Below are 26,954 nucleotides of genomic sequence, written 5' to 3' on the forward strand. Positions count from 1 at the left end.
TTCTGTCTCGGCTTCCGCACCAAGATTCGCTTCCGCACCAAGGATCGCAGTGTCGGCGTCGGCCGGCGGGTATCCCGAGACCGGCACCGGGCGGCCGGGAAGCAGCACATAGATGGATGTGCCCGGGGGTTGGCCTCCCGGCACGGTGTCCTCGACGCGGAGCAACCCGCCGTGGCTTTGCACCACCTTTTTGACGATCGCCAACCCCAGCCCCGAGCCCGGCATCGCCCGCGCCGTCGTCGACCGGTAGAAGCGCTCGAACACCAGGCGGCGCTCGTGCACCGGGATACCCGCCGGCCGACGCCGACACTGCGATCCTTGGTGCGGAAGCGAATCTTGGTGCGGAAGCCGAGACAGAACCGGCCGTGCCGGTCGCGAGGAGGCCGGAGAACTCTCGGGATTCGGCGAACGTTATCTCAGTGGACTCTCAGTCCGCGCGGGCAAGGTAGGTCTGCGGCTAGGGTTGGAAACCTAGCCACGTCGAGCCGCCGAGCCCGAACGCCGATAACGCCGAAATAGAGAAAGAGCGACGTAGCGACATGACGAATGACCCGAGGTATTCGCCACCGCCGCAGCAGCCTGGATACCGAACGGGGCCTAATCAGCCTGTGCCCCCCGCGTATGCCCAGGGGCAGCAGCCGTACAACCAGCAGTTCGACTGGCGCTATCAGCCGTCGCAACCTGCCCAGCCGTCGCAGCCGACCGCGCAGTATCGCCGGCCGTACGAGCCGTTCACCGGCACCGGGCCGGGCCCCGTCCCCGGTGGTACCGGGCCGGTTCCGCTCACCGGAGGCACCGGACCGGGCCCGATCCCCGGGGGCACCGGGGCGGGTTCAATTCCGCCGGGCACCGGTACCGGGCCGATACACATGCTGCCGCCGATGCCCCCCGGGCCCCCGCCGGTTCCCCAGAAGCGTTCCCGCGCAGGGTTATTGACCGCAGGCGCGCTGGCGATCGCGGTGGTGTCGGCCGGTATCGGTGGCGCCGCGGCCACGGCCGTCGAGCTGAGCACGCACTCCGCGGGCAATAACGGAGGCAGGATATTCGCGGGGGCTCCCAGTGTCCCGGCTGCGAACATGCCGCCGGGGTCCGTCGAACAGGTTGCCGCCAAGGTGGTGCCCAGTGTCGTGATGTTGGAGACCGACATGGGTCGCCAGTCCGAGGAGGGCTCTGGCGTCGTGTTGTCGGCCGACGGGCTGATCCTGACCAACAACCACGTGGTCGCGGCCGCGGTCAAGCCGGGCGGTCCGGGTGGACCGCCGGGTGCGCCGCCGGGCGCTCCGCCACCGAAGACGACCGTGACCTTCTCCGACGGCCGCACCGCGCCGTTCTCGGTGGTCGGTGCCGACCCCACGAGCGACATCGCCGTGATCCGGGTCCAGGGCGTCTCGAACCTCACGCCGATCACGATGGGTTCCTCGTCGGACCTGCGGGTGGGCCAGCCGGTGGTGGCGATCGGGTCACCGCTGGGGCTGTCGGGCACCGTGACCACGGGCATCATCAGCGCGATGAACCGGCCGGTGTCCACGACGGGTGAGTCGGGCAACCAGAACACCGTGCTGGACGCCATTCAGACCGATGCCGCGATCAACCCGGGTAACTCCGGGGGCGCCCTAGTCAACATGAGCGGGCAGCTGGTCGGCGTCAACTCGGCGATCGCCACCCTGGGCGCCGATTCGCCGGATTCCCAGAGCGGGTCGATCGGCCTCGGCTTCGCGATCCCGGTCGACCAGGCCAAGCGCATCGCCGACGAGTTGATCGCGACCGGCAAGGCGACGCACGCGTCGCTGGGTGTGCAGGTGACCAGCGACAAGGGCACGCCGGGCGCCAAGGTCGTCGACGTCATCGCGAACGGCGCGGCCGCGACCGCCGGAGTGCCCAAGGGCGTGGTCGTCACCAAGGTCGACGACCGCCCGATCAACAGCGCCGACGCGTTGGTCGCCGCCGTGCGCTCAAAAGCGCCGGGCGACAAGGTATCGCTGACGTTTCAGGATCCCGGCGGCGGCAGTCGCACCGTGCAGGTCACACTCGGCAAGGCGGATCAGTAATGAGAGTCGATGAGCCCTCGGCGGCAGGCCTGTCGGAGCTCGGATATACCGTTGCACCCATGGAAGCGGGTGCGGAGTTGGTAGTGGGCCGAGCGCTGGTCGTGGTCGTCGACGATCGCACCGCCCACGGGGACGAGGAGGACCACAGCGGGCCGCTCGTCACCGAGCTGCTGACCGAGGCGGGGTTCGTCGTCGACGGCGTCGTGGCGGTCGCGGCCGACGAGGTCGAGATCCGCAACGCGCTGAACACCGCGGTGATCGGGGGGGTGGACCTGGTGGTCTCTGTCGGCGGGACGGGCGTCACCCCGCGGGATGTCACGCCCGAGGCCACCCGCGAGATCCTGGACCGGGAAATCCTGGGCATCGCCGAGGCCATCCGCGCCTCCGGGCTGTCCGCGGGCATCACCGACGCCGGGTTGTCCCGGGGTCTGGCCGGAGTGTCGGGGAGCACACTTGTGGTCAACCTTGCGGGGTCCCGGTACGCGGTGCGGGACGGTATGGCGACGCTGAATCCGCTCGCCGCCCAGATCATCGGCCAGCTGTCGAGCCTGGAGATCTAGGGCGCGGGTCAGCGCGACTCGGCCTCCGCGCGCGGGCCGTATTCCGGCGGCGGTGTCGCGGACACAGAGCCTCCGTGCCTGCCGGACGACGAGTCGCCGTTGGTGGTTTGTGCCAGCAGGTCGCGGATCTCGGTGAGCAGGATGACCTGCGCGTCGTCCGCCTGCTCGACCTCGCCGCGCTTGAGCAGCGTGTTGTAGGGGAGCACGACGAAGAAGTACACGACGGCCGCGATCAGGACGAAGTTGATCGCGGCGGACAGCAGGATGTTCAGGTCGATCGTCTGGCCGCCGCCGATGCTGATCTTCAGGGCGCCGACGTTGGACTGCTGATTGACCCCGACCCGATTGATCAGCGGCGTGATGATGCTCTCCGTGAACTTGGTGACCAATCCGGTGAAGGCAGTACCGATGACGACCGCGACGGCCAGGTCGACGATATTGCCCCGCGAGAGAAACTCCTTGAACCCCTTGAGCATGAGGACGCCCTTTCTGGTCTGGACCGAGTTTGCTATCGGTCACGTGCCCAACAGCGGCCAGATACTCAATGCAGGGTGAGCGTTACCGTCTGACCCAGCGTCGAGCCTGCCACCGTGTTCGCCACGCGAGCCGGCAGCGCAACCAACACTACGCGGTTGGCGTCGGCGGCCTGGCCCTTCTGCTTGGCGGACACGACGACGACGACGGCGTCGGTGGCCACCACCCTGCTGGCCGGCGGAGCGCCCCCGGGCGGGTCGGTGGCCGGCGCGGCCAGCACGTCCACGACGTCGCCGACGCGGACCAGGTCGAGCAGGGCGCCGTCCGCCAGGTGCAGCGGCACGATGCGGGCGCCGGGCCCGGCCGTCAACTCGGCCAGCCGGCTGCCGAGCAGCCGGACATCGGTGAGCACCTCGCCGCGCCGGGTCGGGCTGGCCAGCGTCGAACCGACGACCGCGGCGAGGTCCGCCTTCGATCCGTCGGGAACCGTTGCGGCCGAACGCTTTTCGAGCAAGACGTCATCGGTGGTCAACGCGGCGCCCGGAGCCAGATCGCGGGCCGCCACCACCACCTCGGCGTAATCGCCGTCGGGGTTGGACCGCAGGGTCGCGACGCCGGCCAGCACGACGAGCCCGCCCGCGGCCACCCGCCGGGCCAGCACGGTGCGCGTCCAGTCGGGGCGCAACGACGCCGACAGGCGCCTGAACGCGCTGGGGTTCAGCGATGATTCGCCCACGCCGCAACGGTAGGCGCGGCCGAGCGCCGACAATGCCGGTCGGTGATGGCGCTGTGGATAACCGGTTAGCTCGCGGCGCCCGCGGTGGCCGGCGTGGCGCTGCTGGACGACTTCTCGCTCGACGTGCTCTTGTCGGACCCGTTCTTCTCGCTGGAGCCCGAGCTCGATGCCGCTTCGCTGGAGCCGTTGGACGAGCTGGTCGACTTCTTGCGGTCCTCGCGGCTGTCGGTGCGGTAGAACCCGCTGCCCTTGAACACCACGCCGACGGAGTTGAACAACTTGCGCAGCCGGCCCTGGCACTTCTCGCACGTTGTCAGCGCGTCGTCGGTGAAGGCCTGCACGACGTCGAAGCGGTCGTCGCACTGGGTGCACGCGTAGCTGTATGTCGGCACGAAAACCTCCGAATGATTACGGGCTTGGATTAGCACTCTACCGTGTCAAGTGCTAGAACCGCCACGTGATCGCGATCATTCCCGGTCGGGAAGCGCGATCAGGCCCTGCCCCGGCGTCAACGCGTGCGTCATCGGCACGTCGTGCGGCTCGGCGGGCAGCTCGTCGACGAATTCGGCGTCGCGCACCATCGCGATCAGCCGCGCCTGCGGGTTTCGCATGCCCAGCGAGCGGTCGTAAAAGCCGCCGCCCCGGCCCAGTCGCACGCCGTGACGGTCGACCGCCAGCGCCGGCACGATCACCAGGGCGGCCTCGGCCAGGGCCGATGCCGCCAACAGCGGCCCGGCCGGCTCGAGCAGCCCCCACGGCCCGCGGACCAGCGCGCCCGGCCGGTATTCACCCCACCGCAGCGGCAACGGGGCGTCGCTATTGCCCGGGCCGTCCGTGCGCGCCACCGGCAACAGGACCCGCGCCGACCGGCGCAGCAACGCCTCGAGCAGCTCGGTCGACCCCGGCTCGGTGCCCACCGGTACGTACGCGCAGACCGTGGTCCCGGCCTCGACCACCGGCTCCAGGTGCTCGCGCAGGGCGCGCGCCTCGGCGGCGCGAACGTCGTCGGCAACGCAGCGCCGGGCCGCCAGCAGGCGTTCGCGCAACGCGGCCTTGCTCGCGGTTGGCATGCCCTCAACCATGACAGGCCGGGGTTTCGCGCCGCCACTTCGCGGTGGCGCGCCTAATGGGGGTTATGGTTTGAACGATGTCACGCTCGGATGTTCCGATCCCCTTCACGGCGATCGTCCCTGCGGCCGGCCTGGGTACGCGATTCTTGCCTGCGACGAAGACGGTGCCCAAGGAGCTGCTGCCCGTCGTCGACACGCCTGGCATCGAGCTTGTCGCGGAGGAGGCGGCCGCGGCCGGGGCGGAACGCCTGGTGATCATCACCTCCGAGGGCAAGGACGGCGTCGTCGCCCACTTCGTCGAGGACCTGGTGCTGGAGGGGACCCTCGAGGCGCGCGGCAAGAAGGCCATGCTCGACAAGGTGCGCCGGGCGCCGCAGCTGATCAAGGTGGAGTCCGTGGTGCAGGCCGAGCCGCTCGGGCTGGGGCACGCCATCAGCTGCGTGGAGCCCAGGCTTGCGGCGGACGAGGACGCCGTCATGGTGCTGCTGCCCGACGACCTGGTGCTGCCGACCGGCGTCCTGGAGACGATGGCGAAGGTGCGCGCCGACCACGGCGGCACGGTGCTGTGCGCGATCGAGGTGACCCCCGAAGAGATCAGCTCCTACGGTGTTTTCGACGTGGAACCCGTTGCGGGCGGCGACAATCCGGACGTGCTGCGGGTCAAGGGCATGGTCGAAAAGCCCAAGGCTTCCGACGCGCCGTCGATGTATGCGGCGGCGGGCCGGTATGTGCTCGACCGCGCCGTTTTCGACGCGCTGCACCGCATCGACCGCGGCGCCGGAAACGAGGTACAGCTCACCGACGCGATCGCGCTGCTGATCAAGGAGGGCCACCCGGTGCACGTCGTCGTGCATCGCGGATCCCGACACGACTTGGGAAATCCCGGCGGCTACCTGAAGGCTGCGGTTGACTTTGCATTGGATCGTGACGACTATGGCCCGGATTTGCGGCGATGGTTGGTGGCGCGGTTAGGCCTGACCGAGCAGTAGCCGGGCGCCCGCCAAGGTCAGGAAGGCGCGCTCGTGCGTTCTGTTGAGGAGCAGCAGGCCCGGATAACGGCCGCCGCGGTGGCCCCGCGGCCGATCCGGGTCGCCATTGCCGAGGCCCAGGGTTTGATGTGCGCCGAGGAAGTGGTGACCGAGCGGCCCATGCCCGGATTCGATCAGGCCGCCATCGACGGCTATGCGGTGCGCAGCGTCGACGTGCTGGGCGTCGGTGAGGTGGGCGCCGAAAGCCTCGGCGGGCCCTCGGACGACGAGGACCGGCGCGACGGGCTGGTGTTGCCGGTGATGGGGACGATCGAGGCCGGCTCGCGCACGCCCAGCCGGTTGCAGCCGCGGCAGGCGGTCCGGGTGCAGACCGGGGCGCCGCTGCCCACCCTGGCCGACGCCGTCCTGCCCGTGCGATGGACCGACGGCGGGATGTCGCGGGTGCGGATCCTGCGTGGTGCCCCGTCGGGCGCCTACGTGCGCCGCGCCGGCGACGACGTCCAGCCCGGCGACGTCGCCGTGCGCTCCGGCACCATCGTCGGCGCCGCGCAGGTCGGTCTGCTGGCGGCGGTGGGACGGGAGCGGGTGCTCGTGCATCCGCGCCCGCGCCTGTCGGTCATCGCGGTGGGTGGCGAGCTGGTCGACATCTCGCGCACCCCGGGCAACGGGCAGGTCTACGACGTCAACTCCTATGCGCTGGCGGCGGCGGGCCGCGACGCCGGCGCCGAGGTCAACCGCGTCGGCATCGTCAGCAACGACCCGAAAGAACTGCGCGAGGTCGTCGAAGGCCAGCTCAACCGCTCGGAGGTCGTGGTGATCGCCGGCGCGGTCGGGGGCGCGGCCAACGAGTCGGTGCGATCGGTGCTGTCCGAGCTCGGCGAGATGGAGGTGGTGCGAGTGGCCATGCACCCGGGGTCCGTGCAGGGCTTCGGGCAGCTGGGCCGCGAGGGCGTTCCGACGTTCCTGCTGCCGGCCAACCCGGTCAGCGCGCTGGTGGTCTTCGAAGTGATGGTCCGGCCGCTGATCAGGCTGTCGCTGGGCAAGCGCCAGCCGATGCGCCGCATCGTGCAGGCTCGCGCGCTGTCGCCGATCACGTCGGTCGCCGGGCGCAAGGGGTACCTTCGCGGGCAGTTGATGCGTGACCAGGACAGCGGTGAGTATTTGGTACAGGCACTGGGCGGGGCCCCGGGGTCGTCGTCGCACCTGTTGGCCACCCTCGCCGAGGCGAACTGTTTGGTCGTGGTTCCCAGCGGCGCCGAGCAGATCCGCACCGGCGAGATCGTCGACGTCGCGTTCTTGGCCCAGCGCGGCTAGGCGAAGCTACTGCACATGCTCGTGAACCTGTTGCGTGCGAATCCCCGTCACCCGGGTTGGCCCTCGGATGTGGGGCCGCTGCGGGTCCCGGGCGGTGTCGTCCGGTTGCGGGCGGTGCGCATGCGCGACGGCGCGCAGTGGAGCCGGATCCGGTTGGCCGACCGCGCGCATCTGGAGCCGTGGGAGCCCAGCACGGATGGCGACTGGACGATCCGGCACACGGTCGCGGCGTGGCCGGCCTTGTGTTCCGGGCTACGCGCCGAGGCCCGCAAGGGCCGCATGCTGCCCTACGTGATCGAGCTCGACGGGCGTTTCTGCGGCCAGCTGACCATCGGCAACGTGACCCACGGGGCGTTGCGGTCGGCGTGGATCGGCTACTGGGTGCCCAGGTCGGCCACCGGCGGCGGGGTCGCGACGGCGGCATTGGCGCTGGGTCTGGACCACTGCTTCGGCCCCGTCATGCTGCATCGCGTGGAGGCGACCGTGCGTCCGGAGAATGCCGCGAGCCGGGCCGTGCTGGCAAAGGTGGGGTTCCGCGAGGAGGGGCTGCTGCGCCGCTACCTCGAGGTGGACCGGGCCTGGCGCGACCACCTGCTGATGGCCATCACCGTCGAAGAGGTGCAGGGGTCGGTCGCGGCGACCCTGGTCCGCTCCGGCCATGCGAGTTGGGCGTGAACTGTGGCTATCGCGACACGAGTGACATGTGGTGCTTGTGAGAGGCAAATTACAGGTGTGTAATTGTGCTGGTCACCTCGGCCCAGCCGCATCGGCCACAGACGAGCCTCGCGGGGGTCGGGTCCAGTAAGGAGCAAGTCATCATGCCAAGCATCCCGCAGTCGCTGTTGTGGATCTCGCTCGTGGTGCTCTGGCTGTTCGTCCTTGTTCCGATGCTGATCAGCAAACGCGACGCCGTGCGTCGCACCAGCGACGTCGCCCTGGCCACGCGGGTGCTCAACGGCGCCGGCTCCCGGCTGCTCAGGCGCAGTGGGCCCGCCGCGGGTCATCGCAGCGATCCCGACTGGAAGCCGGAGGAGGACGCGGTCGACGACGAGCTCGCCGAGCCCGAGCACGACGAAGACGACGCCGAAACCGAGGAGGTGGCGCGTCCCGTCGTCGTGCGGGCCACGGCCACCGAAGCGGCCGAACCCGACTACCTGGACGTCGACGTCATCGAGGATGCCGGCGCGCTCCCGGCGGGGGCCGCGGCGGACGAGGACGCAAAGGACGCCGACGAGACCGAGCCCGTCGCCGAGCAGGCCGAGACCAGCGACGAAGAGCTGGACGACCGCTACGAATATGTCGAGGACTCTTCGGGTTTGGAGCCCGAGGCGGACCGCGAGGAGGACGAGGACCCGCGGGCGTACGTCGCGGCGGGGGCGTCGCGGCGGCGCCGGTTCGACCCCAAGGCCGCGGCCGCGGTCAGCGCGCGCAAGTACGCCTTCCGCAAGCGGGTGCTGATGGTGATGGCGGTCGTTCTGACCGGCTCGGCCGCGGCCGCGTTCGAGGTCACGCCGACGGCCTGGTGGGTGTGCGGCAGCGCGACCGTGGTGACCGTGCTCTACCTCGCCTACTTGCGTCGCCAGACCCGCATCGAGGAGAGGGTGCGTCGCCGCCGGATGCAGAGGTTGGCGCGGGCGCGGCTCGGCGTGGAGAACACCCACGACCGTGAATACGACCTGGTGCCCTCGCGGCTGCGGCGCCCCGGCGCGGTGGTGCTGGAGATCGACGACGAGGACCCGATCTTCGAGCACTTGGACTACGCGATGCCGATGCGGACCTTCGGGTGGCCCCGCGACCTGCCGCGCGCGGTCGGCGAGTAGCGCCGGCAGTTCGGCGGTTCGCCGCGCGGCTGGTAGCCTGCTAGCGGTCAGGGGCTATGGCGCAGTTGGTAGCGCGTCTCGTTCGCATCGAGAAGGTCAGGGGTTCGAATCCCCTTAGCTCCACCATTGTGAATAGTCCGTGGGTGAAGTCGGATGCCAGGCGTTCGTTGGGTTGTTCGGCGGCAAAGCGGATGTAGGAGGATTTGGGCCGTTTGTGGGGTTGCGCGTCGATCAGCCCGGCCGCGCGCAAGTGCCGGTGGATCGACGCCGGGATGCAGATCAACTCAACATCTCCGGGATAGCCGACGACCGCACCATTGACGACACCTGCGAAGAGAATGCAGCTGTCGGGGCACAGAGTGGCGTTGCCGGACTGGGCGGTCGCTAGGGGTTGTCAGGCCCTGGGTCGCCCAGCCGACTTCGAACGATGCCCCACGGATCGGCATATTTCCCCGGCAGGCTGTGGTATGCCGACCGCCGTGTCAGGATGGCGCGCACCACTGGGGCGAACGGCCGCAACAGATGGCGTTTCCAGCCTAGCTGCGCACGGACTTCAGCCAAGATGCTGGGCCACGAATGATGTTGGAAGCAAAGACATTCTTGGGCAGGGCCGGCGTCCATCCAGTCGGTGGCGAACCAGTCGATATCACTGTTGGGGTCGCCAGGTCGGCCCGGTGGCAGCGCGCCGTCTAATCCGACTGCGGCCGTTAGATCGTGGCCGGCATCGGAGTACCGCAGCAGATGCGAATCGTCGCCGCCGATCAGCAGGATCTTGCCGGCGGCGTCGGCGGTGGTTGCCGTGGCGAATGCTTTCGCTACGTCACGCACGTCGACGGTATGAATACGGCCGTCGAGCGGTAACGCACTTTCGAACAAGATGACGTCCCAACTGCTCAGCATCGACGTCAACTCAGTGCTGACTACCGCGCCCAGGCGCAGTATGACCCACTCCAGGGAAGACGACTGGACTAGTTCTTCGGCCGCCAATTTGGTTGCGCCGTACACGTCGTTCGGGCATGTCGGGGAGTCCGCTCGAGCCGGGTCGGAATAAAGGTGTGGGTTTCGCGCGCCGAACACTGCCACGCTGGACGCGTGAACGAACCTTGGCGGTGTGGGTTGGGCCTGCGCGGCCGCTAGCAGGGAGCGGCCGATATCAACGTTGACCGTTCGGCCGAGCTGGGGATTCTTATAGATGGCGGGCGCGATCATGCCTACCAGATGGATGATGGCCGTTGGGGACACGCTGCCGAGCAGCTCGTCGATCTGGGCCTGGTCGGTCAGGTCGGCCCAGCGAACTTCAACGCCGGCGGGTAACTTTCTGGCCGCTTTGACATACGCAGGCGTCTCCAAATCGGTTGCGACGACGCGACGACCTTCGGCGACCAGCCGCTTGACCGTCGCTCGACCGACCAGGCCGAAGGCGCCAGTGACCATTACAGTCCCCGAGGCGGTCATCGAAGATTTCCTTCCAAAATTTCCTGTCACTGTGGGTCACTGCGTCGACGCCTCTGGTTCGGCGCTGCGGCTTGACGGTTTGCGAATCCAAATCGCCTTCGCCGCAAGGCACTTTCAGCGACGACAGGTCACCCGCAGATCCATTCACCCGTCCGTCGTTGTGTTTGCCTAGACCACGTACTTGTCATGGTCATGGCGCCCCTCTTCGCGCCAGGTCTACTCGCCGAGCGCACCCCGCCGTTGCCTGGATGCCGGGAGCGAGTCGAACCCGTCCGACTTTATCTATGCTGAATAAAATATATCGTCTCCCACGGGTGAAGCAAGCCACTCCATCGCGCTCTGGCGACCTGGGGTGGCGCGGGCAGCGGCAAGCGAAGGGGAAAGGGGAGATGTCGCAGCGTGGGCGGATACTGCCAGCGCGTTCGCCGGGGCTTCCCTGCTCACCATTGACCGATTACGAGGCGCGATTGACGCACTTATCGTGTGATCAGCGACAGGATAATTTCCTCTTGGGCCAACCCGACCAGGAATCCGAGCGCTGCGCCAACCACGATGATGATCCACTCGTCGTCTTTGAAAATGGGACGTAGCAGACTCTCGAACTGGTGCGCATCCATCTGGCTCATCTTCTCGACCATGATCGCTTCCAGATTGATCCGGTCGGCGAAGTATTTTTCAGCGTAGCCGATGTTTTCCGGCAGTTTTTCAATGACTATGTCGGCGATTCGCTGCTTCATATCACGGTACTGGCGGCCGCCGACGGCACTGATGATGCGAGCCGCGAAACCCATTTGCTTGTCAATGGTTTGGTGGATTTCGGTTTGGATGGCGTCAAAAAACCTGTCCGACATAGGGCCGGTGAGTAGGCTTTCGAGGATGGCCTGGGCGGTGAAGATTTCCCTGGCCATTAACTCTGAGTAGTTGCGAATGACCTCCTCGCGGCTGGCTTGAAATACGCCTTGCCACTTGAAACCGGGGAACACTGTCCGTCGTTCGATCGGTCGGAAGATCATCTGCAGGGCCAGGTAGTCGGTTAGGCCGCCGGTGAGCAGACCGAATGCGGGCAACGTCCACGCCCATCCGGTCAAGCCGAATGCTATTGCTTGGATTACGCCGATGATGAACCCGAATATCAGCCCGGCTTTGACGAAGAATTTGAAGGCTGTTCCGCCCATGTCCTCGAAGACTTTGACGAGTCTTGCCTTATCGGTGACCATCTTAGTGACGACCATGTGCTTGACGTCGAAAAACTGGTCGAGTTGATCCTTGAACTGATCAAACATCTCGCGCGAGGCCGCCGGCATGCGTGCTTCCACACCGATCACAATCAAATCCTTGACCTGGTCGGGAGTCGCCCGCCACAGCTGAGGTTGCAGAGACATCATTATCTCGTCGACGATCTCGGTCGTGGCCGTCCGCAGCGGCTCACCAAGTTCTTTGACCAATTCGTCGGGATCCAACTGGTCGAACAGTTCCTGAGGTTCGATGATATCGGACATCATCGTATCGACCATTGTGGCAGCGACCTTCGGTGCCATTCGCGGAATCTGTCCCTGCCAGCCAAGAAACGGCTTTATGCCCTTGAACTCTAACGGATAGAACATCATTTTGAGGGCGAGGATTTTCGTCGCCCAACCGATCAACGCGGCACCGAGCGGTATCGAAATGTACACCCACGCCGGGTGCGTGAAAATGCTGCCCAGGTCGACATCGATGTCGATTCTCACTTCGCCGCTTCCCACACTTCCAGGCCGAGCGCGGTGATGCTCACTGTGCGCTTGATCACCCGTGCTCCGCGTATCCCGCGCCGCGCTTTGACTTGAGCGACGTTCACCGCGTCGTCGGCGAGCAGCACCTCGTAGTCGTTCGCCATGGCGCTGGGGCCTTCCGGCCCGATCGCGACCAAGCCCAGCTGCAACATCCGGGTCAGGTAGAGCGGCGTGTAAATGGGCAGCGATACGCCCGCGACGCGGCCCACTGTCGATGCGTTGGCCAATACGGTTACGTTGCTACCGGTCGCAGTGGGTTCGGCTACATGGACCACCGGGTAGGCCGAACCATCCGAGACCGCAGCCAGAATGCGCGCCTCATCGGGGACAAGTGCCTGAAGCAATGCGCCGTAGAGTTCATTTCGACTGTCATCGGGTGAGTAGAAAAGCGATCGTTCCAGCAAAGACTCAAGGATCACCGTCGGTAACGGCGGGACGTTCCTGTCACCCTCGGGGTGTCGGGGGCCCGACGAGTTAGGCGCGTCGAGCTGCTCGAGGTGTTGTCGGATCGCTCCGACCACGTAGCGTTCGACCTCTAGGGCCACCGGCAACACACCGCCGACCACGACACCTTCCGCCACCTTGAGGCCGCCGCGCATCAAGCGCGCCAGGTGCGTCGTGGTCATGGGCTACCATCTCGAAAGACCAATTTCCTTGATCTCACTATTCGCATCTCATTCTGTGTTGATGGGGTCGTCAGCCATTTGCGTGCCACGGATCTTGCAAAGGATCACCACAAATACGGTGGACCGTACCGGGTATGCACGAATTCACCCGGGCGCGGGCCAAAATGGCGAGGGGGATCCCGTTGCTCAATGGAGAACGTTTTTCTTCCGTTGTGATTGACCAGGCAACTAGGTGATGCCGAGCGTGGTTTGGACTGCGTCTTCGGTGTGGACCTGCCGTCGCATCTGTCGGGTGACTTCCTCGAATCGTCCAGCCAACCGAAAGGAGCAAGTCTTGGTGTGATCCCCCAGCCGAGCAGCATTTCTCTTCACAGGCTAGACAATAAGGCTCCTCCGCGGAAGTCCCAGTCCCTCGGTCTAGGGGAAGACCAGAGGGATATGGTGCGGATGACGACCATCGAGCCCCACGGGACCGTGTCCGCTCGCGCCGCCCGGGCGCGGACAGACCCACGAGCGCGGCGTCAAAGACCAAAGGGAAGCCGAAGCGTTCGGCGCCACCATTGAAGTGGCGAAGATGGTGCGGCGAGCACGTCGCGCCGGTCGCACGCCAGGCGGCAATGTCCGCGGGCCACCGACGTGTCCCTTGCTGTGGGAGAGCGCCTATCGCTGCCGATGCGAGTCGACTGCGACAGGAAGCCGCTTGTGCGCGCGGTATGGGTTTCGACTAGACTTGTCTAGTCTGTTTTGAAAAAGGTCCGCGCTATTGCCAATGAAGCGCTATTGCCAATGAAGGAGGCATCGCATCACCGCGTATCACCGCAAGGTTCGGCCGATCCTGCCGGCCGTCGCGCTGCCGAGATTACCTCTTCAACATCAATCCTGACAGCGGTTTTCTGGCGGCGGACGGCCGACGTTTTGCTGGCCAACCGCGTTCCTTCGCGTGACTGCATTCTTTCGCTACGACACGATGTCGATGATTGCGCCGTGGGCCGACAGGTGCCAGAGCCACGCGTCGAGTTTCTCTATTAGCGGGAAGATCACGGATATTTTCTACGGGATATAGATCGGAGGGTGGCATGGAAGTCAGCGGAAAGAAAGCCGTCGTCATCGGCGGCGCCTCGGGCATGGGCCGGGCCTCGGCCGAGCTGCTGGCCGCAAAGGGCGCGGATGTCGCGGTGTTGGACCGTGAGGGTTCCGAAGGTGCGGCGGTCGCCGATGCCGTGAGTGGCGCGTTTTATCCGCTGGACGTCACCGACTTTGCCGGTACCGAGCGGACGCTACAAGCCGCAGTCGACAAGCTGGGCGGCCTGCATGTCATCGTCACTACCGCCGGCGGCGGCATCGTCAAGCGAACCCTTACCAAATCAGGCCCGCACGACCTCGAATCCTTCCAGGCTGTAATCGATCTCAATCTCGTCGCCACCTTCAATATCTGTCGGCTGGCCGCGGCACACATGGCCAGAAACGAGCCGGAGGACGATGAGCGCGGCGTCATCATCAACACCGCGTCGATCGCCGCCTTCGAAGGCCAGATCGGACAGATCGCCTATACCGCGGCGAAGGCCGGAGTTGCGGGCATGTGCCTGACGATGGCGCGTGATCTTGGATCCCTCGGCATACGGGTACTAGCGATCGCCCCGAGCCTTTTCCTGACCGGACTGACGAGCGGTGTTCCCGAGGAGATGACGGCTGTCCTGGTCAAGGACGCCGCCTTCCCGAAGCGGATGGGCAAACCGGAGGAGTACGCCAAGTTGGTCGCGGCCATAGTAGACAACCCAATGCTCAACGGTCAGTGCCTGCGTCTGGATGCGGGACAGCGGTTCGCGCCCAAGTAGGTGACCGCCATTAACTTAACGAACGCCGCTAGGTCGGCTGTGCATCGAAAGGAACACGCGTCGGGAATGTCAGCCGATGCTCAGAGCATCGCGATCGGGCAGTCATCGCCTGAGTTAGGGGTAGGTCGTAGCGAATGATTTCGAAGAAGTGGTCCGAAACCGATGTCCCGGACCAATCCGGACGGATTGCGATCGTGACCGGTTCCAACACCGGTCTTGGGTTTGATACTGCTCGGGTGTTGGCCGAGCACGGCGCGACCGTGGTGATGGCGGTGCGTAACTTGGACAAAGGCAAGGCGGCCGCCGACCGGATTCTGAGCGTGACGCCCGATGCCGATGTGCTGCTCCAACGACTCGACCTTGGCTCGCTTCGATCGGTGCGCGAAGCGGCCGACGAACTGCTCGCCGCTCATCCCCGGATCGACCTGTTGATCAATAACGCCGGGGTGATGATTCCACCGAAGCAGGTCACCGAAGATGGCTTCGAATTGCAATTCGGCACAAATAGTCTCGGTCATTTCGCACTCACGGGGCTGCTCTTGAAGAACATGTTGACCGTCGAGGGGTCGCGAGTTGTCATCGTCAGCAGCAACTTTCACAAGTTGGGCGGTGCCATTCACTTCGACGATCTGAATTGGGAGCGGACCTACAACCGAAGTGCCGCCTACGCGCAGTCCAAGCTTGCCAACCTGATGTTCTGCTACGAGCTTCAGCGACGGTTGGCGGCGGCGGGCAAGCCGACGATCGCGGTGGCGGCCCATCCCGGATATACCGACTCCGAGTTGATCCGGCACGTCTGGGCGCCCGTCCGGCCGCTGATGAACGTCATCAGCCCTCTGATGGGCCAAGATCCGAAGATGGGTGCGCTGCCGCAATTGCTCGCAGCGACGGAACCCGAAGTCGAAGGTGGCCAGTATTGGGGTCCGAGTCGGTTGTGGGAGCTCAAAGGCTTCCCCAAGCAGGTCACGTCCAGTGCCAGGTCTCACGACGGGGACGTTCAGCGGCGGCTATGGGCCGTCTGCGAAGAGCTGACTGGCGTGAGTTTCCCGGTCTGATGGGAGGCGCAGTGTCGCAGCGCGACGACTTTCACCCGGACTTGCGCCGGTTTGCGCGTGTGTTGCCGCGGGGTGCGTTCAATCGACGGACGCTACCGATCATGAAAGCGCTCACAAGGCCCATGGCCTTTCTCCCGCCGCCCAAGGGCGCGAAGGTGCTCACGCTGCCCTCAGGCGCTGGGGTGCGGTTACATCGCCCTGCGACCAAGAGACATGCCGGTGCCGCTCTGCTGTGGATTCATGGCGGTGGCTATGTCATCGGTACCGCGGCGCAAGACGACTCGTTGTGCCAGCGCTTCGTGCAGCGGCTCGGGATACCTGTTGCCGCAGTCGAATACCGACTTGCGCCAAAACACCCCTACCCTGCCGCGCTTGAGGACTGCTACGACGTGCTGATCTGGCTGAGTCGGCTGCCAGGAATCGACCCGGCCCGGATCATTGTTGGCGGCGCCAGCGCGGGCGGCGGCCTCACGGCCGCATTGGCACTGCTGGCCCGCGACCGCGGCGAGGTATCGCCATTATTTCAGCTGTTGGTGTATCCGATGGTCGACGATTGTTCCAGCGATCGCGTAGCTGACAACCCCCGCTATCGCATGTGGACGCCCAATACCAACCGGCTTGGCTGGCAGGCATATCTAGGATCGGCTGACCCACAAGTTGCCGTTCCGGCGCGGCATACCAACCTATCTGGCGTCCCGCCCGCGTGGGTGGGGGTTGGGACTCTCGATCCACTGCATGACGAGGACGTAGAGTACGCCCGGCGGCTTGTCGATGCGGGAGTTGCCTGTGAGGTCGACACAATTCCCGGGGCATTTCACGGATTCGACATGGTCACTCCCTGGGCCGGTGTATCGCGGGCCTTCTTCGACCGGCAGTGCGACGTCTTGCAGAAGGTGCTCACCGGGTGAGCCGTCTTGCATCCGGGACACCCCGATCTATTGCACAGCGAGTCGTGGACCCTTTTCGAGTTTGCATGGCCAACCCGCCCGTGCACCGAGCTCCGATAGAAGACAGCCCGTATCTCATTTGCCAGCAGCCAGTTTCATACGTTCACTGCCATCGACGCGCTAGCACGCGACGTTGAGTTCGAGCCGATCCAGGCGCCGTACCAGCAAGCTGGGCAACCAGTTTCCAACGTTCTCAACCCCGATCCAGGTGGTGCGCTCGAGCAGCATGCTGAAGACGATCTGCGCCTCCAGGCGCGCCAACGCCGCACCAACGCAGAGGTGGGCACCTTTTCCGAAGGTCATGTGGTTCTTGCTTTTTGGCCGATCGAGTCGGAAGGTGTCGGGATCCTCAAATTGGAGAGGATCGCGATTTGCCGAACCCCAGAGCAACAGCAAGTTCGATCCTGCGGGAAGATCCACGCCCTGCAGAGTGGTGTCCCGCATGACGTGGCGATAGTGACCCCGGAAGGGAGGCTCGTACCGCAAAGCCTCCTCGATGAAAGCCCCGAGCAGTTGCGGCGTCTCTCTGAGCTGTTCTTGGACCGCGCGGTGAGTGCCCAAGATGTGGGCGGCACTTCCCAGCAGCGACGACGTCGACTCTCCGCCGGCGCTGAATAGGGTGCCCATGATGAACTGAGCAGTGAGCCTATCGAGTTCACCTGACGCGCAGGCCGTTGCGAGATCGCCGAGCAGATTGTTTTGCGGTTCGGCTGCGGCGAGCGTGAAATTTTCGTCGAGATAGCCCATCATCTCCAGCCCAGTCATACCCGCGACATTCAGTTCTTGTTCAGAAAGCAATCCCTCGAGCAACTGTGTACCGGCAGAACCCCATCGCTCAAGCCGCTTAACGTCGTCGCTGGGAACTCCTATGAGCTGGGCGACGACCATCATCGGCAGACTGTTGGCCATCGCGCTCATCCATTCGATGCGACCTTCGCGCACTTGTGCTGCCCAGATGTCTTCGGCCGTGTCGCTGGCGAACTTCTCGATCGAGCGGATTCGCTTGGCCGACAACTGCGGGACGATCTGCTTACGGTGTGCGGCATGCGCGGGATCGTCGGCAGTCGCCAGCACGTGGCTAGGCGAACCGAGCGGCGCCATCTCGAAGGGCACGACTTTCCCGTCCGGGGTGTATCGCATCGTCGCGACGAGATTTGAGGAGAAATCCTCCGTCCGCATGACGGCGTCATGGACCGCAGCCCAGGTACACGCCGCATAAAATGCCGAATCGCCGATCCGATGCACGGGAGAAGCGCTGCGCATGCGCTCATATAGCGGATAGGGATCCTGTATCGCGTCGGCCTCGAACAATTCAATCGCGTTTACCATCTCACTCCTCACCGCCGACACCGGACTGAACAATGCAGCCTTTGGTCCGGCGCCGAATATCATCCAACGGGCGAAGAATTCTGTTCGACCGAGATTGTCTGTGCCGTAGACAGTTTCGACTGGTCGCTGGCCAGCCAGCGGACGGCGTCGGCGATATTTTCCGGCTGTGCCGCCCATGTCGGCAGGAACGGTGTCATGATGTGCAGCAGCGACTTGTAGTTGCACTCCGCAGGGTGGGCGATCGCCGCGGCCAACTCGGGGGTGCCCATCTCGGTGAGGTCAGGCCGGGTGCACGCTGTTGAGGCGGATCGAATGGTTGCACGCGGCCTTCAACGCTCCGCAGGCAATCAGTTGTGGATGCGAGTGGCGATGTCCGTGAGGACGGGTGACAGCCGTTCATCGGACTACCGAGGTTGCGGGTCCCCCGGTCGAAGCGATGCGCTCCACCTCGACCGGCACCGCCGTAACGCTGGGCTGCCCTGTCAGCAGATCGGGCGCGGGGTCTGTCAGTCGATTGACGTTTTGGCTGTGCCATCCGTGCGCGATCCAGACGGTCTCGCGGGCCATCGACGGATCCACGAGCACCTCTCCCGTCACCTCGCCGCGTCCCGTATGGACACGCACCCGATCTCCGGTCTCGATCGCGCGTTCTCGCGCCACGTCGGCACTGATCCGGATGCGAGGAGCTCCTTCGCCATTCGTTATCCCGTAGTGCGAGCTGTTGACACTTTCGATCGTGCGACCGTTGACCAAGCGAGGTCCGGCAACGTCGCTGCGCAGCACGAGGTCAGGCAGGCGCTCAGTGAGCACGCGAGGCGCAAGCCTCCACTTTCCGCCCGGTAGCGCCTTCTCGTGAAACCATCCGTAGCGGAAGTCGACGTCGCGGCCATCGATACCCGCCTCGAAGACGGCCTCGGCGTCTTGACAAGTCAGGCGGGTAATGGCGTACATCAGTTCTCGGTCCGTCACGGTCTCGGGGTCGACGCCGGGGATCACTGACAAAATGTCGAAACCCATGCGAGAACCCACCGCCGACAGGACCTGCCACACGTGTCGGCGTTGCGCGCCCGGTTCTACGATCGCCGTCGACACGTAGGCGCGTTCGAATCCGTACTGCGGAAGGAAGCGCATGTCGTGGCGTTCGGTTTGCCAAGTGCACGGGACGACGTGTGTGGCAATCTCCGTCAGCTCCCACTCCAGGATGTCGACCACCACGAGCACTTCGAGGGTGGCGAGCGCCGCACGGAGCCGCGCTGCGTCGGGTGCGGCCCCGATCGGATCGGCTCCGACGACGATCAGCGCACGAATGTTTCCCGCCTCGATCTCGTCAACCATGGCGACGGACGGTCGCTCAGTGAAGATCTCGCCGAGTTCCGGGCGACTGGCCGGGCCCGGGCCCGTCGAGCCGCCTGCGGGCGCATGCCCCTCCCATTGCGGCCCGTCCATCATCGCGCTGTTCGCGGGCAGAAAGCGCATTCCGCCCTTGCGGTCGAGCGAGCCCGTGAGGATGCCGACCACCCAGATCAGCCAGTAGGTCACCACCGCGTCGGGAGAGAAGGAGATCCCGGTTCCGGGCAGGACCGAGACCTTGCCGTGCCGCTTGATAGCGGCGAGCAGATCGAGCAGGTCGCGTTCCTCGAGTCGCGTCCGGCGCGTTGCGACCTCCAGGTCGAAGGGCGCAAGCACCATGCGCAGATGCTCCACATCACCGGTATCGCAGGCGGTTTCGAGTTCGTGAGCGTCGAAGCCATCCCGCAAGAGCTCACGTGCGAGCCAGGCGAAGATGAATACGTCTGATCCTGGCTGGGGCGCGAGGTGTCGATCCGCCATCCGGGCGGTGCGCGTGGCTCGTGGATCGATGGCCCACACCTCGCCGCCGCGCTTGCGGTACGCACGGACGCGGTCGTTGAAGTTGGTGGCCGGCGTTCCGACATAGCCGCCGGAGACCGAGGGGTTCTGGCCGACGACGACCGTCAAGGTTGAGGCCGGATCATCCGGATTCCAAACCGGCACGGTTTGGGTGAAGCCGGTCACCAACTCGGCGGCCCGCATCAGCGGTGCCACATCGAGTGTCAGCGAACTGTAGAGCGACTTCGTGCCGATCATTCCGAAGAAGGTGTGCATCGCGAACAACTCGTTGACGGAGAAGGTTCCGGTCCCGGAGAACTTCGCAACGCTGTTGGGGCCGTATTCGTCCTTCAGCCTTTGCAGTTTGATGGCCAGGTCGTCCAGAAATTCGGTCCATTCGACCTCGACACCGTCGATGCGTGGCCGATCGATTCGGTTCGCGGCATGATGCACCTGTGGGATGTTGCGGCCCTTCTTGCAGCTGTATCCATGCGATGCCGGGTGGTCGCGGTCGCCGACGACGTTGGTGATTCGATCGCCCAAGACGGTTGCGTACATTCCGCAGCACGCCGCGCAGAGAAAGCAGTTGAATCGGACCCGCTCAGGCGCCGGCGCCTTCTCGTCCGTCATGCGGGTCCTCTGCTACACGTTCTGTCCGCTAGTGGGCGTTCGCCAAATCGGCGGCGTCTGTGGGGGCGGCATTTCGGCGCGTCACCCGCACATCGAGTTTGGCCAATCCGCGCAGCGTGGGGTTGGTCCGCCAGCCGGGCGATCCCACGATTTCGATGCGGTCCACGTGATCGACGATCTCGCGCAGTACGGAGTGGCCTTCCAGTCGAGCCAACTGCGCGCCCAGACACAAATGAATTCCTGAACCAAACGCAACATGCCCGATCGGATTGCGCTCGACCCGAAATGCATCTGGGTCCTCGAACTGGCGTGGGTCTCGGTTGGCTGCGCCCCACAGCAGCAGTACGCGCGAACCAGCGGGAATCGTCGCCGAACCGACGACGTAGTCAGAACGCGCCGTGCGGTACAGGCCTTGGATTGGTGCGTAATAACGCAGCTGTTCTTCGATGGCACTGGGGATCAGGTCTGGGCGCTCTTGGAGAAGCCGCAGCTGGTCAGGGTTGTCGGATAGCGTGAGAAACAGCGTGCCGAGCATGTTGGTGGTGGTTTCGTTGCCGGCAAGCAGCAGCAGGAAGGCGAAGAAGAACAGCTCATCGTTGCTGAGTTTGCCGTCGTGGGCATTGGCCACCAGTCGGCCCAACACAGTGTGCTCGTCGAGCAACTGACCCTGGCGCAACTTGTTGGTGAAGTAATGGTGGAAATGGCCGATCGCCCTCATGCCCGCGATTCCCTGCTTGAGCCCCGAGAGCGACAGGTTCGCGTTGGCCAGGCGAACCGTTTCGTTCGACCATTCCTTGAAGGCCACTAGATCGTCGTCGGCGATGCCGAGGATGTGCGCGATCACGGCCGTGGGTAGGGGCTCGGCGAGAAGCTTGACGATGTCGACGGGCGGATTGTCGAACAAGCCGGCTGTGTGGGCGCGCGCGAGCTGCACAACCGTCGATTGCCACGACTCCAGGGCCCCGCGGGTGAATGCGGGTTGGGCTTGCTTGCGCATTTGGGTGTGTCTCGGTGGATCCACCGTCAGCAGCGACGATGACCGCATGCGGTTGTAGGAGATGCCATCGGCGCTCGACAACACTTCGGAGGCGCGGGCACCGGCTCGCACGTCTTCATACCTGCTCAGGATGAAGATTCCCCGCCTAGGGTTGTAGTGAACGGGCCCACTCTCCAAGAGCCGACGGTAGTGCGGATATGGGTCCGCTGTCGTCTCCGCATCCAGCGGATCGAAGTCTGTAACTTCGACACCGGACGGGACCGGTGGCTTGCGAACCTTGCGCATCACGGTGTGAGACACGTCGTCCGCGAGCCCGACGGCGAGGCTCGGCCCGTACATGTTGAGGAATCGCAGCTGCGACCGTATTGGCATGGTCGTCAAGCCTAGGTGGGACACCAGCGACTGTAAATATCTAAACGGTATAAACTGAACGCAGATCCCACTGTGTCTGCAATCACCTAATCAAGGCTCTGCCTGCGAAAACGGGCAGCCTCGGAAAACTTTACGGTTGAAGTAGGAGCGCCGACGTAGAGTGCGCGGCCTAGAGCCCCGCGTTGGGCGTAACCGTGCACACGACGGAGGTGAGACGCTGTGCGGCCGCGCTTTCGAAATACATCGCGATGCGCCCCGGGGGTGGGAGGGCGAGCCGCCTCCAGGTAGGCTTCTTGACTTATTTATCTTGAATAGGAAACTATGCGTGGGGTGGCTGACCAGACGGTCAGCGCCGGCGAACGGGGTAAGGCGTTCGTCTCCCTATGTCGCAGTAAATGTCGTTTGGCAGCGGAGGAGCGGGCAAGTGACGGGCTGGGGCCAGGACCTAGAGGGGGTTCGCACCTTGGTCGTTGGCGCGTCCTCAGGAATCGGTGAAGCGGTGGCGGTCGCGGCGCGTGCCCGGGGTGCACGAGTGTCTGTGGCTGCTCGGCGCGTCGACAGGCTGGAACGGCTGTCGAAGTCGCTGGGTGGAGCGGCCCACGAGCTCGATGTGTCCGACCCCACAGCGATCGAGGAAGTGCTCACGGCCGTCGACGCCGAGCTCGGCGGACTCGACGCAGTTGTCTACACCAGTGCCGTTGTTCCGTTCGCCCGTATCGAGGAGACGGACTCCACCACCTGGATGCACGCATTCGCGGTCAACACGATCGGCGCGTCTCATGTGATGCGAGCCGCCACACCCTACTTCGCCCCCAACGGTGTCGCCCTTGTCACCTCCAGCCACGAGGCCGGACGTCCGCGAGTCGGCGTTGCGGCTTACAACGCGAGTAAGGCCGCGCTGGACGAGATTTGGCGCTCATGGGGCGTCGAACACCCTTCGGTGAACATGATCCGGGTGAACCTCGGTCCCACCAGTGGGACCGAAATTCTGCGCGGGGCCGACCAGGATCTACTTGCTGACCTCAACCGCACGTGGACACAGCAGAGAACTACATCGGACGCGGTATCCGACGTCGATGACGTTGCAAACACTCTGCTGTCGCTGATTGCAAATGCTCGACGCACGCCCTCGGTGCGAACCGAGACGGTGCATATCGTGCCGCGCCCGCGGCAGAGCAGCTGAGCGCAACGCCGACACGGAAAACAGGAGTTCACAGTGGTATTGAGATTCGACGGCGATAACGTCGTTCATCGTGCAGGTCCGGTGAGGCGATGAGTATTTCGCTGTTGCTGGAGATGGCGTCGTCGGCGGATCCGGACCGTACGGCTGTGGTGTCCGATGGGCTGCGGCTGACTGTGGGGCAGTTGAGCGCCTTGGCCAACGGTGGAGCCGCGATTATCGCGTCCTCGGGCGCCCAGCACGTCGCTTACGTCGGCACCGGTGGAGCGATGCTGCCGCTCCTCTTGTTCGCCTCGGCGCGGGCTGGGGTGCCGCTGACCCCGCTGAACTACCGACTGTCCGCCGACGGTCTGCGCACTCTGATCGGTCGACTTCCCCAACCATTGGTGATAGTCGACGACGAGTACCGAGGCGTCATTGGCGACGCCGGCGAACAGGTGCTGTCGTCGGCCGAGTTCTTGCACGCCGCACGCGACGCCGAATCCTTCGCTGAATTCGCCGATCCCGAAGCGGTTGCGGTCGTGCTCTTCACGTCGGGCACCACCTCGGCCCCGAAAGCGGTTGAGCTGAGCCATAATAACCTGACCAGCTATATCACCGGCACCGTCGAGTTCGGTTCGGCCGGTCTCGGCGACGCCGCTTTGATCTGCGTGCCGCCGTACCACATTGCCGGCGTCTCAGCGGCACTGTCTAACCTCTACGCGGGCCGAAAAATGGTCTATTTGACTAACTTCGATGCGCACGAGTGGATCAGACTGGTGCGTGATGAAGGGGTTACCTCAGCGACGGTCGTGCCAACGATGCTCGATCGGATCGTCGCCGCGCTCGAAGCGTCTCCCGCGGACGGACCGCCATTGCCCACATTGCGGACCCTGGCCTACGGCGGTTCAAAGGTTGCCGCGCCGCTTGTACGCAAGGCACTTTCGCTGCTACCCGAGGTTGGGTTCGTCAACGCCTATGGGCTCACCGAAACCAGTTCCACGATTGCCGTTCTCACACCCGACGACCATCGGGCCGCGCTGGCGTCCGATGACCCGGCTGCCGCGCGTCGACTCGGTTCGGTCGGTCAACCGGTGCCAAGCATCGAGGTGCAGGTCCGCGCTGAGGACGGCACGGTGCTCGGCGCCGGCGAGGTGGGTGAGCTTTTTGTCAGGGGCGAGCAGGTTTCCGGCCGCTACACAGGCGTCGGATCCGTACTCGACGAAGACGGCTGGTTTCCGACCAAAGATGTGGCCTACCTCGACGAGGAGGGCTACCTATTCATCGGCGGCCGGTCGGACGACACCATCATCCGAGGCGGTGAGAACATCGCCCCGGCCGAAATCGAGGAGGTCCTCGTCGAGCATCCGCACGTGCACGATTGCGCAGTGGTCGGGGCCGACGATCCCGAGTGGGGTCAGATCATCGTCGCCGTCGTGGTGCCCGCCTCGGGTGCCACGCCCGACGTCGAGCATCTGCGCTCCCACGTCCGCCAACAGCTTCGCGGGTCACGGACTCCGGACAAGGTAGTTTTCCGCGACGAACTGCCCACCAACGCGACCGGCAAGGTGCTGCGCCGCGACCTCATCACCGAGCTGAACTCCACCAAGGAGCACGCATGATCAAGAACGGAACGCGTCTACAAAGTCAGGTATGCGACACCCAGGTCATCGTGGTGCGTAGCGCCGACAGTCTCGACGACCTTCGCGCCGGCGGTGTACCGATGGTCCGAATTGGCACGCAGGCTGCCGCGGGCGTGAGCATCGACCCCGAGTTCGCGACCGGCACAGTCCAGGGCAAGCGCTACATCGATGACACCGGCGCCGAGGTGCTCGTCACAAGGTCGGGCAACGGTTCGCTGTCCATCGGAACCACTCCCATGGCTATCAAGGAAGCCAAACCCCTGCCTGCCAGCGACTGAGTGCGTGCGTCTTCTCGCGCCGGCCTTTCGTATCGCTTACGCGACCTCAAAACTCTTTGGCAATTGAGGTCTTGGACATCAAGGACCGATGGGCCCTGACCGTCAATCGCGGATCCGAATAGCCTGCTTAGGGCAGGCGTGCGCTGCTGCTTCTACCTTCTTGCGCAGCGACTCGTCCGGTTCCTCCTGCAGGACTTTCATAGTATCGTCGGGTTGCATTTCAAACACCTCTGGCGCAGCGTCCATACACAACGCGTTACTTTCGCAAATTTCCCAATCCACAACGACTTTCACAACTGTCTTACCCTACCTTCACCGTCGATCGTAGCCTCGGAGCCCAACCGCGTTTACTGCGAGAACGAGAATCGGTATGTGTCATAAGGTGATCGGCACCGAACACCAGCCTCGGACAGTGCTCGTGTGTACCTGTACCGCAGCGGACATGTCGGCGTCCCAATCAGGAAAACGGCGCACCGTTTCTTGCAGGGCGATTCGACCCTCCAGTCGGGCCAGTGCGGCGCCAAGGCAGTAGTGGGCTCCGATACCCAAAGAGACGTGCTGCTTGGGCTCGCGCGTGATGTCGAATGTGTCGGCGTTGGGATACTGGCGCTCGTCGCGACCGGCGGACCCGGTCAGCAACAGGACTTTGGACTCCGCGGGGATCACCGTCCCGTGCATTTCCACCTCGTTGAGCGTCCATCGCCCTTGTACGGGTGAGGGCGCTTCATAGCGGAGAAGTTCTTCGACGGCTCCCGGGATGCGGCTGTGGTCCTCGCCCATCAAGCGGAGCTGGTCGCGATGCTTGGGGAACGTGACCGCGGCCCAACCCAGAAGCCGTGCAACGGTTTCGGTTCCTGCGGTGACGAGCAGACCCCCGAAGTCGGCGGCCTCGCCGTCCGTTAGCTTTCGGGTGACGCCCTGCTCGTCGGTCAGCTCGGCCTGGGTCAGTGCAGTGAACAGGTCGTCTTTGGGATTTGTGCGTCGCTGTTCGAGCGCGTTGAGGATGTAGCTCCTAATCCACAGGCGCGCATTGATGGAGATCTCGTTGAGCATCCCCGCCTGCGGGTCGATGTGGAAGATCTCGTCGATCTTGAGCCGGACCTCTTCGCTCTCCGATTCCGGCACGCCGAGCATGGACGAGATCACCATCGAGGGCAGCTGCTGGGCGAAGTCAGCGACGTAGTCGAAACCGGCACTTCCGACATGCGGGTCGAGCAGTTTGGCGCAGATTGCGCGGATACGGTCCTCCATCTCCGAGGTCCGCTTCGGAGTGAACGCTCGTGAGATCAGCGCCCGTAAGGCGGTATGGGCAGGCGGGTCCATGAAGATAAGGACGTCCATCTCGCCGAAATCGGTGCCCATGTACTCAAGTACGGTGCCGTGAGAGGACGAAAACGTGGGGTTGTTGGAGGCGGCCTGCACGTCGGCGAAGCGGCTCAACGCCCAGAAGTCATGCTTGTCGTTGCGATACACGGGGAACTCGTCGCGCAAGCGCCGCCACACCGCATGCGGGTTCTTGTCGAGCTCGGCGTCGTACGGGTCCCAGTAGATCTCGTCAACGGGCGCGACCACGTGCACTCTCCTCGTGTGACTTCTCAGTGCGGTGCCGCCGTCTCGCGCCCCTGGACGAGCAACGCCGCGCCAGCACCCCTCCCACGAACCGTCCCTTTTCGCCGCGAGGCCTCGCGCCCTGCGGTAGAAGCTGAAGGTGGGTTGATGGAGATTATAATAGGTGACTAGAAAAGTCAACGCGGCCGGGAAGCGTGGCGGAGTTGGCGCGGTGGCCTAGGGGCGATTTACGCCCCAGTCGCGCCGCTAAAGGCCGAGCGAGCAAGCTGATCCTTGACACCAGCTTCACGCAGGCAGAGGGCCTAGGCCCGTCGAAACGCGGTAGGGTGCGCCGCCTCGGTAGGCGATACTCGACAGACTTCCCGAATTAGTATAGAAAAGAGGCTGTCATTTGGTTGCGCACTCGACATGCGGGCCGGAATGGGGTTGTG

The 26,954-nt window shown here is 64.7% G+C and carries 26 protein-coding genes, 1 tRNA gene and 2 pseudogenes; 14 read left to right on the forward strand and 15 right to left on the reverse strand.

The window, feature by feature from the left end; genetic code table 11:
• Positions 1–300 (reverse strand): annotated as a pseudogene (locus A5706_RS25820) (sensor histidine kinase); the annotation flags it as partial.
• Between the two features lie 239 nt (positions 301–539).
• Between A5706_RS25820 and A5706_RS25825 the strand changes: the two are divergent.
• On the forward strand, positions 540–2,048 hold the full coding sequence (locus A5706_RS25825) for a S1C family serine protease (RefSeq protein WP_068137352.1): 1,509 nt from the start codon (positions 540–542) through the stop codon (positions 2,046–2,048).
• Positions 2,048–2,608, forward strand: coding sequence for a molybdenum cofactor biosynthesis protein B (locus A5706_RS25830; protein WP_068104220.1), 561 nt, complete (start codon positions 2,048–2,050; stop codon positions 2,606–2,608). The genes A5706_RS25825 and A5706_RS25830 overlap by 1 nt, the downstream gene beginning before the upstream one ends.
• An 8-nt stretch (positions 2,609–2,616) precedes the next feature.
• On the opposite strand, the gene mscL is transcribed toward A5706_RS25830, so the two are convergent.
• The 4 genes from mscL to A5706_RS25850 all read right to left on the reverse strand — a co-directional run bounded on the left by mscL (position 2,617) and on the right by A5706_RS25850 (position 4,888).
• Positions 2,617–3,084 (reverse strand): large-conductance mechanosensitive channel protein MscL, encoded by a 468-nt coding sequence (mscL, locus tag A5706_RS25835; RefSeq protein WP_068137355.1) that lies wholly within the window; start codon positions 3,082–3,084, stop codon positions 2,617–2,619.
• Positions 3,085–3,149: 65 nt separating this feature from the next.
• Positions 3,150–3,818, reverse strand: a complete 669-nt coding sequence (locus A5706_RS25840) for an SAF domain-containing protein (protein WP_068137357.1) — start codon at positions 3,816–3,818, stop codon at positions 3,150–3,152.
• A 65-nt stretch (positions 3,819–3,883) separates the two neighbouring features.
• Positions 3,884–4,210 (reverse strand): FmdB family zinc ribbon protein, encoded by a 327-nt coding sequence (locus A5706_RS25845; RefSeq protein WP_068137361.1) that lies wholly within the window; start codon positions 4,208–4,210, stop codon positions 3,884–3,886.
• Between the two features lie 75 nt (positions 4,211–4,285).
• Positions 4,286–4,888, reverse strand: coding sequence for a 5-formyltetrahydrofolate cyclo-ligase (locus A5706_RS25850; RefSeq protein ID WP_068137364.1), 603 nt, complete (start codon positions 4,886–4,888; stop codon positions 4,286–4,288).
• A 77-nt stretch (positions 4,889–4,965) separates the two neighbouring features.
• On the opposite strand from A5706_RS25850, the gene A5706_RS25855 reads away from it, so the two are divergent.
• From A5706_RS25855 to A5706_RS35350, 6 genes are all read left to right on the forward strand, one after another.
• Positions 4,966–5,877, forward strand: coding sequence for a UTP--glucose-1-phosphate uridylyltransferase (locus A5706_RS25855; RefSeq protein ID WP_068137366.1), 912 nt, complete (start codon positions 4,966–4,968; stop codon positions 5,875–5,877).
• A gap of 33 nt (positions 5,878–5,910) precedes the next feature.
• Entirely contained in the window at positions 5,911–7,191 is a 1,281-nt protein-coding gene (gene glp / locus A5706_RS25860; protein WP_068137369.1) for a gephyrin-like molybdotransferase Glp, read from the forward strand.
• Positions 7,192–7,212: 21 nt separating this feature from the next.
• Entirely contained in the window at positions 7,213–7,866 is a 654-nt protein-coding gene (locus tag A5706_RS25865; RefSeq protein ID WP_068137800.1) for a GNAT family N-acetyltransferase, read from the forward strand.
• A 143-nt stretch (positions 7,867–8,009) separates the two neighbouring features.
• Positions 8,010–9,011: a gephyrin-like molybdotransferase receptor GlpR gene (gene glpR / locus A5706_RS25870; protein ID WP_068137371.1), complete on the forward strand. Its 1,002-nt coding sequence runs from the start codon at positions 8,010–8,012 to the stop codon at positions 9,009–9,011.
• Between the two features lie 50 nt (positions 9,012–9,061).
• Positions 9,062–9,137, forward strand: a tRNA-Ala gene (locus tag A5706_RS25875).
• A 13-nt stretch (positions 9,138–9,150) separates the two neighbouring features.
• The gene (locus A5706_RS35350) at positions 9,151–9,399 is read left to right on the forward strand and encodes a hypothetical protein (RefSeq protein ID WP_197517981.1); all 249 of its coding nucleotides are present in this window, start codon (positions 9,151–9,153) and stop codon (positions 9,397–9,399) included.
• On the opposite strand, the gene A5706_RS25880 is transcribed toward A5706_RS35350, so the two are convergent.
• The 3 genes from A5706_RS25880 to A5706_RS25890 form a co-directional block, all read right to left on the reverse strand.
• A complete protein-coding gene (locus A5706_RS25880; RefSeq protein ID WP_068137374.1) occupies positions 9,396–10,466 on the reverse strand; it encodes an NAD(P)-dependent oxidoreductase in 1,071 nt (356 codons plus the stop codon). The genes A5706_RS35350 and A5706_RS25880 overlap by 4 nt on opposite strands.
• Before the next feature lie 476 nt (positions 10,467–10,942).
• Positions 10,943–12,193 (reverse strand): DUF445 domain-containing protein, encoded by a 1,251-nt coding sequence (locus A5706_RS25885; RefSeq protein ID WP_156767332.1) that lies wholly within the window; start codon positions 12,191–12,193, stop codon positions 10,943–10,945.
• Complete coding sequence (locus A5706_RS25890) at positions 12,190–12,861, reverse strand: hypothetical protein (RefSeq protein ID WP_068137377.1); 672 nt, start codon at positions 12,859–12,861, stop codon at positions 12,190–12,192. Before A5706_RS25890 ends, A5706_RS25885 begins: the two co-directional genes overlap by 4 nt.
• Before the next feature lie 1,076 nt (positions 12,862–13,937).
• On the opposite strand from A5706_RS25890, the gene A5706_RS25895 reads away from it, so the two are divergent.
• The 3 genes from A5706_RS25895 to A5706_RS25905 all read left to right on the forward strand — a co-directional run bounded on the left by A5706_RS25895 (position 13,938) and on the right by A5706_RS25905 (position 16,659).
• Positions 13,938–14,696 carry an SDR family NAD(P)-dependent oxidoreductase gene (locus tag A5706_RS25895; RefSeq protein ID WP_068137380.1) on the forward strand — a complete coding sequence of 253 codons (759 nt, stop codon included), beginning with the start codon at positions 13,938–13,940 and terminating at the stop codon, positions 14,694–14,696.
• A gap of 134 nt (positions 14,697–14,830) precedes the next feature.
• Positions 14,831–15,751 carry an SDR family NAD(P)-dependent oxidoreductase gene (locus tag A5706_RS25900; RefSeq protein ID WP_068137381.1) on the forward strand — a complete coding sequence of 307 codons (921 nt, stop codon included), beginning with the start codon at positions 14,831–14,833 and terminating at the stop codon, positions 15,749–15,751.
• Entirely contained in the window at positions 15,751–16,659 is a 909-nt protein-coding gene (locus A5706_RS25905) for an alpha/beta hydrolase (RefSeq protein WP_082964621.1), read from the forward strand. Before A5706_RS25900 ends, A5706_RS25905 begins: the two co-directional genes overlap by 1 nt.
• Positions 16,660–16,818: 159 nt before the next feature.
• Here the strand turns inward: A5706_RS25905 and A5706_RS25910 are convergent, their stop codons facing one another.
• The 5 genes and pseudogenes from A5706_RS25910 to A5706_RS25925 form a co-directional block, all read right to left on the reverse strand.
• On the reverse strand, positions 16,819–18,027 hold the full coding sequence (locus A5706_RS25910; RefSeq protein ID WP_068137388.1) for a cytochrome P450: 1,209 nt from the start codon (positions 18,025–18,027) through the stop codon (positions 16,819–16,821).
• Positions 18,028–18,086: 59 nt separating this feature from the next.
• Positions 18,087–18,296: a hypothetical protein gene (locus A5706_RS25915; protein WP_068137390.1), complete on the reverse strand. Its 210-nt coding sequence runs from the start codon at positions 18,294–18,296 to the stop codon at positions 18,087–18,089.
• Between the two features lie 127 nt (positions 18,297–18,423).
• A complete protein-coding gene (locus tag A5706_RS25920) occupies positions 18,424–20,328 on the reverse strand; it encodes a molybdopterin-dependent oxidoreductase (RefSeq protein WP_231985417.1) in 1,905 nt (634 codons plus the stop codon).
• Positions 20,329–20,337: 9 nt separating this feature from the next.
• Positions 20,338–20,505: pseudogene (locus A5706_RS35355) on the reverse strand (hypothetical protein); the annotation flags it as partial.
• A gap of 28 nt (positions 20,506–20,533) precedes the next feature.
• Positions 20,534–21,841 (reverse strand): cytochrome P450, encoded by a 1,308-nt coding sequence (locus A5706_RS25925; RefSeq protein WP_231985418.1) that lies wholly within the window; start codon positions 21,839–21,841, stop codon positions 20,534–20,536.
• Between the two features lie 457 nt (positions 21,842–22,298).
• Between A5706_RS25925 and A5706_RS25930 the strand changes: the two genes are divergently transcribed.
• The 3 genes from A5706_RS25930 (at position 22,299) to A5706_RS25940 (ending at position 24,954) form a co-directional block, all read left to right on the forward strand.
• Positions 22,299–23,057, forward strand: coding sequence for an SDR family oxidoreductase (locus tag A5706_RS25930; protein WP_068137399.1), 759 nt, complete (start codon positions 22,299–22,301; stop codon positions 23,055–23,057).
• An 89-nt stretch (positions 23,058–23,146) separates the two neighbouring features.
• A complete protein-coding gene (locus tag A5706_RS25935; RefSeq protein ID WP_068137402.1) occupies positions 23,147–24,655 on the forward strand; it encodes a class I adenylate-forming enzyme family protein in 1,509 nt (502 codons plus the stop codon).
• Positions 24,652–24,954 (forward strand): hypothetical protein, encoded by a 303-nt coding sequence (locus A5706_RS25940; RefSeq protein ID WP_068137404.1) that lies wholly within the window; start codon positions 24,652–24,654, stop codon positions 24,952–24,954. Before A5706_RS25935 ends, A5706_RS25940 begins: the two co-directional genes overlap by 4 nt.
• 102 nt (positions 24,955–25,056) lie before the next feature.
• Here the strand turns inward: A5706_RS25940 and A5706_RS25945 are convergent, their stop codons facing one another.
• Both A5706_RS25945 and A5706_RS25950 read right to left on the reverse strand, forming a co-directional pair.
• Entirely contained in the window at positions 25,057–25,248 is a 192-nt protein-coding gene (locus tag A5706_RS25945) for a ferredoxin (RefSeq protein ID WP_068137407.1), read from the reverse strand.
• Positions 25,249–25,329: 81 nt separating this feature from the next.
• The gene (locus tag A5706_RS25950; RefSeq protein WP_231985419.1) at positions 25,330–26,532 is read right to left on the reverse strand and encodes a cytochrome P450; all 1,203 of its coding nucleotides are present in this window, start codon (positions 26,530–26,532) and stop codon (positions 25,330–25,332) included.
• Between the last annotated feature and the right edge of the window lie 422 nt (positions 26,533–26,954).

This window comes from Mycobacterium sp. E796 (genome assembly GCF_001672815.1).
Lineage (GTDB): Bacteria > Actinomycetota > Actinomycetes > Mycobacteriales > Mycobacteriaceae > Mycobacterium.

Excerpts from the sequence above, each read along its gene's own strand:
- A5706_RS25825 (WP_068137352.1), top strand. The coding sequence starts at position 540 with ATGACGAATGACCCGAGGTATTCGCCACCGCCGCAGCAGCCTGGATAC.
- A5706_RS25830 (WP_068104220.1), top strand. The coding sequence starts at position 2,048 with ATGAGAGTCGATGAGCCCTCGGCGGCAGGCCTGTCGGAGCTCGGATAT.
- mscL (WP_068137355.1), bottom strand. The coding sequence starts at position 3,084 with ATGCTCAAGGGGTTCAAGGAGTTTCTCTCGCGGGGCAATATCGTCGAC.
- A5706_RS25850 (WP_068137364.1), bottom strand. The coding sequence starts at position 4,888 with ATGCCAACCGCGAGCAAGGCCGCGTTGCGCGAACGCCTGCTGGCGGCC.
- A5706_RS25855 (WP_068137366.1), top strand. The coding sequence starts at position 4,966 with ATGTCACGCTCGGATGTTCCGATCCCCTTCACGGCGATCGTCCCTGCG.
- glpR (WP_068137371.1), top strand. The coding sequence starts at position 8,010 with ATGCCAAGCATCCCGCAGTCGCTGTTGTGGATCTCGCTCGTGGTGCTC.
- A5706_RS25880 (WP_068137374.1), bottom strand. The coding sequence starts at position 10,466 with ATGACCGCCTCGGGGACTGTAATGGTCACTGGCGCCTTCGGCCTGGTC.
- A5706_RS25890 (WP_068137377.1), bottom strand. The coding sequence starts at position 12,861 with ATGACCACGACGCACCTGGCGCGCTTGATGCGCGGCGGCCTCAAGGTG.
- A5706_RS25895 (WP_068137380.1), top strand. The coding sequence starts at position 13,938 with ATGGAAGTCAGCGGAAAGAAAGCCGTCGTCATCGGCGGCGCCTCGGGC.
- A5706_RS25900 (WP_068137381.1), top strand. The coding sequence starts at position 14,831 with ATGATTTCGAAGAAGTGGTCCGAAACCGATGTCCCGGACCAATCCGGA.
- A5706_RS25905 (WP_082964621.1), top strand. The coding sequence starts at position 15,751 with ATGGGAGGCGCAGTGTCGCAGCGCGACGACTTTCACCCGGACTTGCGC.
- A5706_RS25910 (WP_068137388.1), bottom strand. The coding sequence starts at position 18,027 with ATGGTAAACGCGATTGAATTGTTCGAGGCCGACGCGATACAGGATCCC.
- A5706_RS25915 (WP_068137390.1), bottom strand. The coding sequence starts at position 18,296 with ATGGGCACCCCCGAGTTGGCCGCGGCGATCGCCCACCCTGCGGAGTGC.
- A5706_RS25925 (WP_231985418.1), bottom strand. The coding sequence starts at position 21,841 with ATGTACGGGCCGAGCCTCGCCGTCGGGCTCGCGGACGACGTGTCTCAC.
- A5706_RS25935 (WP_068137402.1), top strand. The coding sequence starts at position 23,147 with ATGAGTATTTCGCTGTTGCTGGAGATGGCGTCGTCGGCGGATCCGGAC.
- A5706_RS25940 (WP_068137404.1), top strand. The coding sequence starts at position 24,652 with ATGATCAAGAACGGAACGCGTCTACAAAGTCAGGTATGCGACACCCAG.